The organism is Falsiruegeria mediterranea M17, assembly GCF_900302455.1.
Taxonomy (GTDB): Bacteria; Pseudomonadota; Alphaproteobacteria; order Rhodobacterales; family Rhodobacteraceae; genus Falsiruegeria; species Falsiruegeria mediterranea.
The window spans coordinates 155951-169283 of the sequence record NZ_ONZG01000009.1 but is presented as its reverse complement, the minus strand read 5'-3'; the positions used below and the strand labels follow the sequence as shown (position 1 = coordinate 169283).

The window sequence follows — 13333 nt, the reverse complement described above, 5'->3', positions numbered from 1 at the left end:
CGTTCGATGCCTTCCAGTTCGCACCATCGCAGCCTGAACATTGATGCATGCAGGCACCCATACCCGCGGTGCGCAATCCGCAATCAGATCCAGTTCACCTCACACTCGATCCGCTCAAAGAACGCCATGACATCCGTCCGCGCCATGACCACGGTGCGGTCATTGACCAGTGGGTGCATGTTGATGACGTCCGCGTCTCGCGCGGCCGCGTCCATGAAAAACGTCACCCCGTTCTCGACCCCGTTGATCATCGCCAACGGGCTGACCGCGCCAGGACGGATGCCAAGGTTCTGCAATAGCCGATCCGCCGATCCAAACGACAGGTTGCCCACGCCAAGTTCAGCGCCCAGCGCTTTCAGATCAATCTCGCGGCTCTGCTCCAGCGTCACCAGATAGTTCCGCTTTTTACGGTCCCGCAAGTACAGGTTCTTGACCCGCAGCGTGGCCTCTCCGGGCGCCACGAACTGATCCTCGACCGCCATCGCATCCTCGACCGTGCGCAGCGGCACGTGAGAGTGCAACCGATAGCCCAACCCCCAATCGTCCAGACGCTTGAGCAGCGCGTCCGAACTGAGCGGAAGAGTGTCCTGAAAAGCGGATGAAGCGTCCATGGGCTGTGGCTCCCGTATTAAAGGTAATTCCCAACCGCGTACCACGTAGCCTGCAAAAGGCAATGCCCCAATATCATACTACAAGGTATGATTTTATTGACTCACCCCGGCAAACCTGAAATCACACCAGACAGTATGAATTTCAACTCGCAGCCCACCATCGAAAGACACCCACATGACCAACAACTCTCAAACCAGCACCGAGCAAAGCCTCCGTCTCAAGGGCATCGGTATCGCCCTGATCGGCGCCGCACTGATGAGCCTTGACCCAGTGTTCATCCGGTTTTCCGGCGTGGACGAATTGGAAACCTCATTCCTGTTCGGCTTCTTCACCGCGATCTCGATGGCGACGGTTATTCAGTTCAGCGACAAGCGCGGCGTCCTACAGGTTCTGCGCGACAGCGGTTGGCCGCTTCTGGTTGCGGGCTTGCTGATGTTGGGCAGTGCAAGCGGACTGGTCTTTGCCATCAAGAACACCTCGATCGCCAACACTTTCCTGATCCTCAGTGCCACACCGGCCATTGCTGCGATCTTCAGCTGGCTGTTCCTGCGCGAGGTCGCCTCGAAACAGACACTGCTGGCCATCGCAGGCGTCATCGTCGGCATTGCCATCGTCGTCTCGGGTTCCACCGGGTCCGGTAACTGGCTCGGCGACCTGCTTGCGGTCTTTGCGGTGTCCTGCCTGGCCCTGATGATGACGCTCTTGCGCAAGTTTCCAGATGTCAGCCGTATGGGTGCAGTAGGGACCGGAGGATTCCTGCTCGCCGCCACCATGGTCTTTGTCACCGAGCCGTCGCAATTTAGCATGGAAACCTGGCTGATCATGGGAGCCATGGGCCTGCTCACCGCCCCCTTTGGTCGCGTCCTGTCCATGGTCGCCACACGGTATGCCACCGCGACCGAGGTTTCGATGACCTTGATGTTGGAAACCGTTCTGGCACCGATCTGGGCCTATTTCTTCTTCGCCGAAGTGCCCGCAGTTGCGAGCCTTGCCGGGGGGGCCGTCATCCTGATCACCATCGCGGCCTATACCTTGCACCTGACCAAAGCTGGCGATTAGAACCCTCAACTGGTTGAGGGGACGCCCAAATCTGCCAGTACAACGCGAACCGCCATCTCCGCGTGCCGGGCAATCTCATGGTCGTCCGGCCGCCCCCGCCCCAACAAGGCATCATCGCGATGCGCCAAAAGCATCGAGGTTAATAGGTTCATGTGTGCCTCGGGCTCGGCCACACCCAACCGCTGGGTAAAGAACATGGCCAAGGCCGCATTGGTCTGATCCGGTGCGGCCGTAAAAAACGTGCTGACAACCTCGGGTGACCGTGCACTTTCCGCAACCAACAGGCGGAACACACGCAGCGGCTCGTCCTCCAGATGCCAGCGCATGAACCCTTCGGCAAATTGAACCAAGGCCGTCCTGGGCTCCGCACCCTCAAGGTGGTGCAGGAAATCGGCCCCGCTCGATTGGCCGATCAACTGGAGCGTAGCCTCAAACAAGTCGATCTTGGACGGGAAGTAGCGATAGACCGTCTGCTTGGTAACTTCAGCCGCCGCCGCGATGCGGTCCATGTTGGCGGCCTCAAATCCGACAGACAGAAATTCATCCTGCGCGGCCCCCAAAATGGCACGGCGCTTGGCTTCGCGCTTTGCTTCCATCTTGCCCATGGATCGCCCCCGAATTGATCACCCTATTCAGTATGCTTTTCACAAAGGCGGTTCAAGGCAAGTGACCAATGCACACTGTCAACCGGTGAATGCGCAGTACTCCTGCACATAGCGGATGTATCCCTTGGTGAACATCTCGGCCTTTTCGATTACATCAGGTCCAACATGCATGATAATCACATCCGTCTGACGTTCTATGAAATGCGTGTCTCCGCCGTTACGCTGGGAAGGAACCAACTCTCCCTTTGGCTTGCGCAACACAGATTTTTCATGGGGAAAGTCCGTTCCATCCTTGGCCTTCAGATTGATGACCGCAATCGGTGTATCACCTTCAGCGGCAAAGAAATGCCGAAACCCGTACTCTGTCTTTGATTCCGCAAGATCCACCAGCAACATAGGAATCTTGAACGAAGTCCAAAGTACCCACCCTTCGCCCGCAACCTTCTTCCAAAAATAGGTCGTGAGTTGGCATTCGTTGACCTCAACAGAATGGCGCCGATCTTCATATTCATTCTGCCCGCCCGCTTCGATCTGCGCGATCAGCGCCGCCCTGTCAGACGCCGCAGCGACAGAGGCCATCAAGGCCATCGCCAAACCCAAAAACAAAACCCGCATGAAACCCTCTTCACTTACCTCCTCAAGAGCTAGGAAACTCAACCATTGGCTGCAAGCACCCCGCCCCCACTTCTTCTTGTTGAAAATACGGCGGGGGAGTCGCACAGCGACGGGGGCAGCGCCCCCAAACCCCAGCACCACTTGACTCTGTGCGCCACTCCGCATAACTCCCGCCCAAACACCCGGGAGCATTGTGCCTTCCGGTCCCATGAGTCGTTCAGGGATCGCCCCCCACCAGCGTGTTACGCCCGTGGGGGTAAACTTGTATGGCTCGCCCTGGTTGGCCCTGCGCCAAGAGGGGCAATTGGAAACGACCCCGCCGCCTCCTAAGTTGGGGGCACCTGCAAGAACCGGCAAAGGAGCCACGACGCGTTATGTTTGAAAATCTATCCGAACGCCTCTCTGGCGTCTTTGATCGTCTGACTAAACAGGGTGCACTCTCCGAAGAGGACGTCAAAACCGCTCTGCGCGAGGTGCGCGTCGCCCTGCTCGAAGCAGACGTCTCACTTCCCGTCGCGCGCGAATTCATCAAGAAGGTTCAAGACCAGGCCACCGGCCAGGCCGTCACCAAGTCGATCACCCCTGGTCAGCAGGTTGTCAAGATCGTGCATGACGCACTGGTCGACACCCTGCGCGGCGAAGAAGATCCCGGCGCGCTCAAGATCGACAACCCGCCTGCGCCCATCCTGATGGTCGGCCTGCAGGGCGGCGGTAAGACCACCACCACCGGTAAGCTCGCCAAGCGCCTGAAAGACAAAGAGGGCAAAAAGGTCCTCATGGCCTCGCTCGACGTCTACCGTCCTGCGGCGATGGACCAGCTCAAGGTGCTGGGCGCCCAGATCGGCGTCGACACCCTGCCGATCGTACCCGGTCAGAACCCCGTCGACATCGCCAAACGTGCCAAACAGCAGGCCGCTTTGGGTGGCTATGACGTCTACATGCTCGACACCGCCGGTCGCCTGCAGATCGACGAAGTGCTGATGCAAGAGGTCGAGGACGTCCGCGACGTCGTCTCGCCGCGCGAAACCCTGCTGGTGGTCGATGGCCTGACCGGTCAGGTCGCGGTTGAGGTTGCAGAAGAGTTCGACGCCAAGATCGGCATCTCGGGCGTCGTCCTGACCCGGATGGACGGCGACGGCCGCGGCGGTGCTGCGCTGTCGATGCGCGCGGTCACCGGCAAGCCGATCCGCTTTGTGGGTCTTGGCGAGAAAATGGACGCGCTCGAAACCTTCGAGCCGGACCGGATCGCGGGCCGTATCCTTGGCATGGGCGACATCGTGGCCCTGGTCGAAAAGGCCCAGGAAACCATCGAGGCCGAGCAGGCCGAAAAGATGATGAAGCGCATGATGAAGGGTCATTTCAACATGAATGACTTGCGCATGCAGCTGGAACAAATGCTCAAGATGGGCGGCATGGAGGGCATGATGTCGATGATGCCCGGCATGGGCAAAATGGCCAAACAGGTCGAAGAAGCAGGCTTTGACGACAAGATCATCAAACGCCAGATCGCCCTGATCCACTCCATGACCAAAAAAGAGCGCGCCAACCCCGGCCTGCTGCAGGCGAGCCGCAAGAAACGCATCGCTGCGGGCGCGGGCATGGAGGTCTCCGACCTCAACAAACTGCTCAAGATGCACCGGCAGATGTCGGACATGATGAAAAAGATGGGCAAGATGGGCAAAGGCGGCATGCTGAAACAGGCTATGAAGGGCATGTTCGGCAAAGGTGGCCCCTCGCCCGAACAGATGGCCCAGGGCATGGACCCCAAGGCGCTCGAAGCAGCGGCCAAGGCCATGGGCGGCAAGGGCGGCATGCCCGGCGGCCTACCGGGTTTGGGCGGCGGCATGGGCCTGCCTCCGGGCCTGAGCGGTTTCGGGAAAAAGAAATAACGTGATCCAGATCCCCACCATATCGACCCCGCGCCTGACGCTGCGCCCGATCGAAGCCCGCGATTTCGCGAGCTTCACGGCGTTCTTTGCGTCCGAGCGGTCGAAATTTGTGGGCGGCCCGATGTCGACCGAACAAAGCTGGCGCGCGCTCGCCACCGAGCTGGGCCACTGGCAGCTGCGCGGCTTTGGCCGTTGGGCGGTCGAAGAATCTGAGACCGGCGAGTTCGCAGGTATCATCGGTCCATGGTTCCCTCACGGTTGGCCCGAACCCGAATTGGGCTGGGACCTGATGAACGGGTTCGAGGGCAAGGGCTACGCGACCGAGGCCGCATTGGCATCGCGCGAATACGCCTATGACACGCTGGGTTGGAAAACCGCCATCAGCCTCGTCGCCCCCGAAAACCACGGCTCGCGCAATGTCGCCAAACGAATGGGCGCCACATACGAGGGCATCTACGAGCACGAGCGTCACGGCGCGTTGGAAATCTGGCGTCACCCGTCGCCGGACGATCTCGCCGCCGGCGGGATGGAGGCCTACGCATGACCGCGCTCGACCTCAACATCCCCACCATCGAGACTCAGCATCTAATCCTGCGTGCCCCTCACGCAGACGACTTGCCGCGCATGACCGCGTTTTTCGAAACCTCGCGCAGCCACTTGGTCGGCGGGCCCAAAACCGCGGCTGAAAGCTGGGAATCTTTGGTCAAACGTCTGGGGCACTGGACGCTGAACGGCTTTGGCCTCTGGCATCTGACCGATAAGGCATCAAACGCTTTTGTCGGCTGGACCGGCATGATCTTTGCACCCGGCTGGGACGAACCCGAACTGGGCTGGACCGTGATGGACGAGGCCGAAGGTAAGGGCTATGCCTATGAGGCCGCCCACGCCGCACGTGACTTTGCCGCCCGGCACCAGGGCCTCGATGGTGTTATGAGCTACATCGCCCACGCCAACGACCGCTCCATGGCGCTCGCCACCCGCTTGGGCGCCGCTTACGAACGCGAGGGCGAGTTGTTGGGCAAAACGTGCCAGGTCTGGCGTCACCCCAAGGTTGGAGGCGATCAATGACCGTTTCGATCCCGACCTTGGAAACCAAACGCCTTATTCTGCGTGGCCCGGAACCGGATGACTACCCGGACTTCAAGGCCACCTTCACCAGCTACCGCGCCCGGTTCATGGGCGGGCCGCTGAACGCTTATGAATCGTGGATGCTCTATGCCGCCGAAATCGGCCACTGGCAGATCCGCGGCTTTGGCATGTGGATGATCCACGACAAGGCCACGGATGAAACCTATGGCATGGCTGGCGGCTGGAAGCCTGCAAAATGGCCCGAGCAGGAATTGGCCTGGGTAATTTGGCCAGATGCCGCGGGCCACGGTTACGCGCTTGAGGCGGTCGATGCCGCGCGCCGCTATTTCTACAGCCAGCTCGGCTGGGATGGCGCGGTCAGCTACATCGACCCGAAAAACCTGGACTCAATCCGCCTGGCCGAGCGCCTCGGCGCAGTCAAGGACAAGTCGGCGCAGACCATCGACGGCAACGACGCGGTCTATCGCCACCCCTCGCCTGCACAGCTCGATGGCTCGCAGCTGGCACATGGCATCGAGATGGAAATTGGCCACTACGCCGATCCGCTGTTCAAACCGAAAGGATGGGCACTTGACTGATCCCGTGACCCGCGCAGCCGAGCTGCTGAAAGACCACCGCGACAGCATCGACCGGCTCGATGCGATCCTCGTCTATACTCTGGGCGAGCGGTTCAAGCACACTCAGGCGGTGGGGCAACTGAAAGCAACTCACGACCTTCCCCCGTCCGATCCGGCCCGCGAAGCGGCGCAGATCGAGCGGCTCGAAGACCTGGCGAAAAAGGCCGATCTGGACCCCGATTTTGCCAAGGCTTTCCTGAACTTCATCATTCAGGAAGTCATCCGACACCACAAGAAACACCAAGAATAACAGGCCCTTGCCTGCTAACGCCATCTAAAGGAGATAAACCCATGGCTATGAAAATTCGTCTCGCCCGCGGCGGCTCGAAAAAGCGTCCCTTCTACCGCATCGTGGCTGCTGACAGCCGCATGCCGCGCGATGGTCGCTTCATCGAAAAACTGGGCACCTACAACCCGCTGCTGCCCAAAGACAGCGAAGAGCGCGTAAAAATGAACATGGAGCGCGTACAGTACTGGCTGGACCAGGGCGCCCAGCCCACCGACCGTATCGCTCGTATGCTCGAAGCCGCTGGCGTCCGCGAAAAAGCCGACCGCAGCAACCCCAAGAAAGGCACCCCCGGCAAGAAAGCCCAGGAGCGCGCCGAAGAGAAAGCCGCCAAGGCAGCAGAAGCCGCTGAAGCGTCTGAATAATAGGGATAATTTGCGTGCAGAATCAGACTTTCACAGACGATTTCCGCACGCAGCTTGACCTGTTGATGCGGCTCCGGCGCGATGTGCGCCGGTTCCGCACCGACCCGGTGGACGAGGCAGCGCTGGCGCGTTGCCTCGACGCCTTTTCCATGGCCCCCTCGGTGGGGCTGTCGGAGCCCTGGCGCATCTTGCGCATCAAAAGCGAGGCAGCTCGTGCCGCCGCTTTGGAGAATTTCCGCACCGCCAACGCCGAGGCCCTGTCGGGTTATTCTGGCGACCAAGCCGAAAACTACAGCAAGCTCAAGCTTTCGGGCATGCAAGAGGCCCCGGTGCACCTGGCAATCTACTGCGATGACACGACATCCAAAGGCCACGGCCTGGGTGCGCGCACCATGCCCGAAATGCGCCGTTACTCGGTCGTAGCTGCCACCACCCTCTTCTGGCTACGCCTGCGCGCCGAAGGGCTGGGTCTGGGCTGGGTCTCGGTGCTCGATCCCAAGCAGCTGGCCGTGGACTTGAATGCTGATCCTGCCTGGCGGTTGATTGGCTATTTTTGCATTGGCTGGCCGGAACAGATATCTGATACACCCGAATTGCAGCGCGAGGGCTGGGAACAGCGTCACGCACAACTGCCCATCGAAACCCGCTGAGGCCCCATGACCGATACCAATGACAACGACCTGGTCTGCGTCGGCGCCATCGCCGGCTCTTACGGGGTACGCGGCGACGTGCGCATCAAATCCTATTGCGCGGTCCCCGAAGACATCGAACTCTATTCGCCGCTGACTGATGAAACCGGCAGCAAAAGCTTCACCATCCTGCTGACGCGCGCGATCAAAAACGGCTTTGCGGCCCATCTGGGCGATGTAGAAACCAAAGAAGAGGGCGACGCCCTGCGCGGTACTCGCCTTTTTGCACGTCGCGATCAGCTCCCCTCGCTGCCGGATGACGAGTATTACCACGCCGACTTGATGGGTCTTGCTGTCTTCGACACAGGCGGCACCCAATTGGGCCGCGTGAAGTCGGTGCAAAACCACGGCGCCTCGGACCTGCTGGAAATCGAAGGACCCGGGATCAAGGGTTCAGCTCTCCTTCCTTTCACGCTGGCGGCGGTCCCTACCGTCGACCTTGCCAGCGGTCGCATCATCGTTGATCCTCCCGAAGGTCTGCTCTGACATTTACTTCTCGCTGAAAATATCCCGGCGCGCGAGGCAGAACCGCGCACATCGCGCCTGAAGGGCAAACCGAACATGCCACAGCCACACGATTGGATCACGCGGGCTTTTCCCGTCCGCGACCTTCGCCTATGACACAGACATGACCGACACACCCAACAAATCCCATGGCCGCAAGGCGATCCGCCCGACGTTCAAGCCGCGCGAGCTGATGACCGCAACCCCGGACCTGCACGGTGTGTGGAAAGCAAAGATCCTGACCCTTTTTCCGGCCGCCTTTCCCGGTGTCTTGGGCGAAAGCCTGACCGGCAAGGCCCTGCAGGAGGGTCTGTGGCAATTGGAAACCATCGACTTGCGCCAATTCGGCATCGGCAAACACCGCAATGTCGATGACACACCTGCGGGCGGCGGCGCAGGAATGGTGCTGCGAGCCGATGTTCTGGGCAATGCCATCGAACACGCGATGGAGGGGGTTCGCGGCAATTGGCCTATTCTCTACCTCTCACCGCGTGGCAAACGCATGGATCAGCCAATGATGCGCGAGCTCGCACGCGCCGACGGGGTCACTCTGCTCTGCGGACGCTTCGAAGGCGTCGACGAACGTGTGCTAGAGCACTATGGCGTCCAAGAGGTTTCGCTTGGCGACTTCGTCATGACCGGCGGTGAGATTGCGGCACAAGCCCTGATCGACGCCACCGTGCGCCTGATCCCCGGCGTTCTGGGCAACCAGGCCTCGACCGAGGAAGAGAGCTTTTCCTCGGGCCTTCTCGAACATCCGCAATACACGCGCCCCGCCGAATGGAAGGGCCGCCAAATTCCTGACGTCCTGATGTCGGGTCACCATGGCAAGATCGCAGACTGGCGTCGCCAGATGAGCGAGGACATCACCCAAGACCGTCGGCCTGATCTCTGGCAGGCACATCTGGAACGGCAAAAACCCAAGAAAAAATGAGCCAAACACTGCGCCATTGCCGCATGGTTCAAGTCGTGCTTTAGTTCGTGTGTCATTTTTTAGAAACAGGGGCTTGGGCCGTGGCTGGGAAATTCGAACTTTACAAGGACAACGCAGACGAGTTTCGTTTTCGCCTGAAAGCAGGCAACGGCGAGAACATTCTGGCGAGCGAAGGTTACAAGCAGCGCGCCAGCGCCGAAAACGGCATTGAATCCGTGCGCAAGAACGCCACCGAAGATGCGCGATATGAGCGTAAGGAAACCGCCGCGGGCAAGCATATGTTCAATCTCAAGGCCACCAACGGTCAGGTGATCGGAACATCCCAAAGCTACGCCAGTTCCTCGGGCCGTGACGGTGGCATTGAATCGGTCAAAAACAACGCCCCGGACGCACGCGTTGAAGACCTGACCTGATCCGAGACGCTCCGTCGACTAACCCGAACCGGGCCTGCGGTTGCCGCATGGTCCGGTTTAATGTTTCTCGGAAGCTGAACCTGTTGTGATCAAAACTGAATTCGGCCGACGCCTCGCATCGGCTCAACCGATACGGAACTTGCCCAGACCGCAGATTGAACGGATCGCGCACCAATTCCGCACAATCTGCTTTTGCGAAAACTCCAAAGCCTGACATCCCCGAGGACCACCCTGTGTTTTGGTGACAAGGTTGTAGGTGTTGTTCGGGTGGCGCCAACAGACTGCCGCCTATCCACTTATCGCGAAATGTTTGCCATTCTCCATGACTTCAACTGCAGGCTAAGATAGCACTGTTGGCTTGGGGGGCTTGCTGGACCCACCCACGACAAGACCGGTGCAGCCCTAAATGCCCGCAAATGCAGGAAATTAAGTTGTAATTCCTTGTCTACCGATCACCCCAAAGGGCGTTGGCGAACTCTGTTCGCTCTAGCTTGAATGTAAACGTCGGCCCGGGGCGGGCATTCGTTGCCTTTTAAACCACCCTTACCCTTGATCCCGTCCGCAAAATCCCCTAAGGCACGGCAGGTCTGGAATCGCTTTTTGCGGAATCGGGCTGTTTTGGGCGTTGCATATCCTTTGAAGCCTTCTTCGGTTTCTGCACAAGGCGCACCCCTCAGACAACGGAAATGACTGACCTTACCCTCCGGCGGGCGCATCACGCGGACCCGAGGAAGACCTGGAGTTCTTGGGGTACGCACAATCTTCGTGGAACAACCACGAGCAGTTTAGGAGACTTGCGATGGACCTGATCGCACAACTCGAGGCGGAACAAGTTGCCGCCCTGGGGAAAGACATCCCCGATTTCAAAGCCGGTGACACCATCCGCGTCGGCTATAAAGTGACCGAAGGCTCGCGTAGCCGTGTTCAGAACTACGAAGGCGTCTGCATCAGCCGTAAAAACGGTTCGGGCATTGCCGGTTCGTTCACCGTCCGCAAAATCTCGTTCGGCGAAGGCGTGGAGCGTGTGTTCCCGCTGCACTCGACCAACATCGACAGCATCACCGTTGTCCGCCGTGGTCGCGTCCGTCGCGCCAAGCTGTACTACCTGCGTTCGCGCCGTGGTAAGTCCGCGCGTATCGCAGAAGATTCCAACTACAAGCCCAAGTCGGGCGCTCAGGCGTAAGGATCGGTCTCATGAAAAAAGATACACATCCCGAATACCACGTCATCAACGTCAAGATGACCGATGGCACCGTCGTTCAGATGAAATCCACCTGGGGCGCCGAAGGCGACCAGCTGGCTCTGGACATCGACCCCTCGGTTCACCCGGCATGGACCGGCGGCAACACCCGCCTGCTGGACGCCGGTGGCCGCGTGTCGAAGTTCAAGAAGAAATACGAAGGTCTGGGCTTCTAAGCCATCTCGACCCTCACTTGACCCCAAAGGCTGCCTTTTGCCTAAGGCAGCCTTTTTTCATTCCCTCCCCTCCGCGCGGGATCTGCCCGCGAGAAAGCCGCCCCAGTGAAACAAGTTCTTGCCGATGCGCTGAAAGAGCGTGGTTACGAAACCCTGACCCAAGTGCAGGAGGCCGTGACGCAGCCTGAACTCAACGACCGTGACCTGCTGGTGTCCGCTCAGACCGGCTCGGGCAAGACTGTGGGCTTTGGCCTGGCGCTTGGACCCACCCTGTTGGGTGACGATGAGGCATTCGAGCAGGCCAACGCGCCGCTGGCACTGATCATCGCTCCGACCCGCGAACTGGCCTTGCAGGTAAAGCGCGAGCTTACGTGGCTGTACAAAGGCGCGGGCGCATTTCTGGCCTCTTGCGTTGGCGGCATGGATATGCGCGACGAACGTCGGGCCCTGGCGCGCGGCTCGCATATCGTGGTCGCCACGCCCGGCCGTTTGCGCGACCATATCATGCGTGGCTCGATCGACCTGAGCCAGGTGCGCGGCGTGGTTTTGGACGAAGCAGATGAAATGCTGGATCTGGGCTTTGCTGAGGATCTGGAATTCATCTTGGGCGAATGCCCAGAAGATCGCCGCACCTTGATGTTTTCTGCCACCGTACCGCGCGGTATCGCCAAGCTGGCGGAGAACTATCAGAACAACGCCGAACGCGTGACAACGGTTGCCGAAACCAAGCAGCATTCGGACATTGAATACCGGATGATGTCGGTGGCCCCGCAGGACGCGGAAAACGCCATCATTAACGTTCTGCGGTACTATGAGGCGCCAAACGCCATCATTTTCGCCAACACCCGCGCCATGGTCGCCCGCCTGACCGCGCGCTTGTCGAACCGGGGATTCCCGGTGGTGGCTCTGTCAGGTGAGTTGACCCAGTCCGAGCGCACCAACGCCCTGCAATCCATGCGCGATGGCCGCGCTCGCGTCTGTGTCGCCACCGATGTCGCCGCGCGCGGCATCGACCTGCCGGGGCTTGATCTGGTGATCCACGCCGAACTGCCCAACAACCACGAAACCCTGCTGCACCGCTCGGGTCGGACTGGCCGTGCCGGGCGCAAAGGCGTCAGCGCACTGATCGTGCCGCCAAAGGCGCGTTCCAAGGCGCAGCGCATATTGCGGTTCGCCAAACTGACCGCCGAGACTTGTAACGCACCTTCGGCCGACGAGGTAAAACTGCGCGACGAAGAGCGGATGCTGGCGGATTCCGCCTGGCAGGATGCCATTTCCGAAAACGAGCAGGCACCCGTTCAGAAGCTGATGGATCAGTTCAGCCCGGAACAGATCGCGGCCGCCTATCTGCGTCTGTACCACGAGCGCCATTCCGCCCCCGAAGAACTGAACGCTGTGGATGCAGGCAAACCGCAGAAACCGCGCGCAGCCTTTGGCCCCAGCGTCTGGTTCTCGATTTCCGGCGGCCACGATGCCGGTGCCGAACCCCGGACATACCTGCCAATGATCTGCAAGGCCGGCGATCTGACCAAGGACGATATTGGCGCGATCCGCGTACAACAGAGCGAGACCTTTGTGGAATTGAAGCAAGAGGCCGTTGCAGGCTTCTTGGCCAATCTGGATGGCAAGACGGAACTTGAACCCGGTGCGGTGCTCAAGCAGCTGGCCTCGGCACCGGAGATTTCGCATTCTCCGCGCCCGAAGTTCAAAGGCAATCCGCGCCCTGATCGTGGTGACCGTCCCCACCTCAAGGATCGGGACGATGACCGCAAACCTTGGGCCAAACGCGAGGACGGCGACCGCAAGCCGCGTCATGTCAAGACTGACAAACCCGCACGTTCAACCCCCCCTGTCGATTGGAACGACGCGCCGGAACCGCGCCGCAAAAAACCAAAGCCCGATGCCGCGCGCAAACCTGACGGCGGTTTCAAGAAGAAACCGGCGCAGTCCGAGGGTCACCGCCCTGATATTGTGGCCGAGCCCGCCAAGAAGCGTGGCCCCAAACCTGCCGGCAAACCCAATGCCAAACCGGGCGCAAAACCCTATGCGGGCAAAGCACCTGGCAAGCCGCGTGGCGACAAGCCCAAAGGCCCGCCTCCGCCCAAAGGCAAAGCCAACAGCAAAAAGAACAAAGCCCGCGCGATGGACGCCAGCAAACGCTACAACCCCAACAAGGGCGGCGAAGCAGCGCCGCGCAAACCGCGCAAAGGCTGAAACCCCAAACGCCTGCTCGATCCTCC

The 13333-nt window shown here is 60.1% G+C and carries 17 protein-coding genes; 14 read left to right on the top strand and 3 right to left on the bottom strand.

The genetic code is table 11. The features are described 5' to 3' along the window. Positions 1 to 83: 83 nt before the first annotated feature. A complete protein-coding gene (locus TRM7615_RS17695; RefSeq protein ID WP_108789937.1) occupies positions 84 to 611 on the bottom strand; it encodes a prolyl-tRNA synthetase associated domain-containing protein in 528 nt (175 codons plus the stop codon). Positions 612 to 786: 175 nt separating this feature from the next. On the opposite strand from TRM7615_RS17695, the gene TRM7615_RS17690 reads away from it, so the two are divergent. Further along, on the top strand, positions 787 to 1671 hold the full coding sequence (locus TRM7615_RS17690; protein ID WP_108789935.1) for a DMT family transporter: 885 nt from the start codon (positions 787 to 789) through the stop codon (positions 1669 to 1671). A 5-nt stretch (positions 1672 to 1676) separates the two neighbouring features. Here TRM7615_RS17690 and TRM7615_RS17685 read toward each other — a convergent pair whose 3' ends face one another. Continuing rightward, positions 1677 to 2276 (bottom strand): TetR/AcrR family transcriptional regulator, encoded by a 600-nt coding sequence (locus TRM7615_RS17685; protein ID WP_108789933.1) that lies wholly within the window; start codon positions 2274 to 2276, stop codon positions 1677 to 1679. Between the two features lie 78 nt (positions 2277 to 2354). Continuing rightward, positions 2355 to 3083, bottom strand: a complete 729-nt coding sequence (locus tag TRM7615_RS17680) for a hypothetical protein (RefSeq protein WP_165821470.1) — start codon at positions 3081 to 3083, stop codon at positions 2355 to 2357. Positions 3084 to 3265: 182 nt separating this feature from the next. On the opposite strand from TRM7615_RS17680, the gene ffh reads away from it, so the two are divergent. The 13 genes from ffh (at position 3266) to TRM7615_RS17615 (ending at position 13307) form a co-directional block, all read left to right on the top strand. Further along, the gene (ffh, locus tag TRM7615_RS17675) at positions 3266 to 4780 is read left to right on the top strand and encodes a signal recognition particle protein (RefSeq protein ID WP_108789929.1); all 1515 of its coding nucleotides are present in this window, start codon (positions 3266 to 3268) and stop codon (positions 4778 to 4780) included. A gap of 1 nt (position 4781) precedes the next feature. Beyond that, positions 4782 to 5324 carry a GNAT family N-acetyltransferase gene (locus TRM7615_RS17670; protein WP_108789927.1) on the top strand — a complete coding sequence of 181 codons (543 nt, stop codon included), beginning with the start codon at positions 4782 to 4784 and terminating at the stop codon, positions 5322 to 5324. Continuing rightward, positions 5321 to 5848 (top strand): GNAT family N-acetyltransferase, encoded by a 528-nt coding sequence (locus TRM7615_RS17665; RefSeq protein ID WP_108789925.1) that lies wholly within the window; start codon positions 5321 to 5323, stop codon positions 5846 to 5848. The genes TRM7615_RS17670 and TRM7615_RS17665 overlap by 4 nt, the downstream gene beginning before the upstream one ends. Further along, on the top strand, positions 5845 to 6447 hold the full coding sequence (locus TRM7615_RS17660) for a GNAT family N-acetyltransferase (RefSeq protein ID WP_108789923.1): 603 nt from the start codon (positions 5845 to 5847) through the stop codon (positions 6445 to 6447). Before TRM7615_RS17665 ends, TRM7615_RS17660 begins: the two co-directional genes overlap by 4 nt. Further along, positions 6440 to 6736: a chorismate mutase gene (locus TRM7615_RS17655; protein ID WP_108789921.1), complete on the top strand. Its 297-nt coding sequence runs from the start codon at positions 6440 to 6442 to the stop codon at positions 6734 to 6736. The genes TRM7615_RS17660 and TRM7615_RS17655 overlap by 8 nt, the downstream gene beginning before the upstream one ends. Positions 6737 to 6777: 41 nt before the next feature. Beyond that, a complete protein-coding gene (gene rpsP, locus TRM7615_RS17650) occupies positions 6778 to 7137 on the top strand; it encodes a 30S ribosomal protein S16 (protein ID WP_108789919.1) in 360 nt (119 codons plus the stop codon). Between the two features lie 14 nt (positions 7138 to 7151). Beyond that, positions 7152 to 7787, top strand: coding sequence for a 5,6-dimethylbenzimidazole synthase (bluB, locus tag TRM7615_RS17645; RefSeq protein ID WP_181893237.1), 636 nt, complete (start codon positions 7152 to 7154; stop codon positions 7785 to 7787). 6 nt (positions 7788 to 7793) lie between these two features. Then, positions 7794 to 8312: a ribosome maturation factor RimM gene (gene rimM / locus TRM7615_RS17640; protein WP_108789915.1), complete on the top strand. Its 519-nt coding sequence runs from the start codon at positions 7794 to 7796 to the stop codon at positions 8310 to 8312. Positions 8313 to 8454: 142 nt separating this feature from the next. After that, positions 8455 to 9264, top strand: a complete 810-nt coding sequence (gene trmD, locus TRM7615_RS17635; protein ID WP_108789913.1) for a tRNA (guanosine(37)-N1)-methyltransferase TrmD — start codon at positions 8455 to 8457, stop codon at positions 9262 to 9264. Between the two features lie 80 nt (positions 9265 to 9344). Next, positions 9345 to 9677, top strand: a complete 333-nt coding sequence (locus TRM7615_RS17630; RefSeq protein ID WP_108789911.1) for a YegP family protein — start codon at positions 9345 to 9347, stop codon at positions 9675 to 9677. A gap of 799 nt (positions 9678 to 10476) precedes the next feature. Further along, a complete protein-coding gene (gene rplS, locus TRM7615_RS17625) occupies positions 10477 to 10860 on the top strand; it encodes a 50S ribosomal protein L19 (protein ID WP_085794269.1) in 384 nt (127 codons plus the stop codon). Positions 10861 to 10871: 11 nt separating this feature from the next. Continuing rightward, on the top strand, positions 10872 to 11093 hold the full coding sequence (rpmE, locus tag TRM7615_RS17620; RefSeq protein WP_108789909.1) for a 50S ribosomal protein L31: 222 nt from the start codon (positions 10872 to 10874) through the stop codon (positions 11091 to 11093). A gap of 105 nt (positions 11094 to 11198) precedes the next feature. Next, positions 11199 to 13307, top strand: a complete 2109-nt coding sequence (locus TRM7615_RS17615) for a DEAD/DEAH box helicase (protein ID WP_108789907.1) — start codon at positions 11199 to 11201, stop codon at positions 13305 to 13307. The last annotated feature ends 26 nt before the right edge of the window (positions 13308 to 13333 follow it).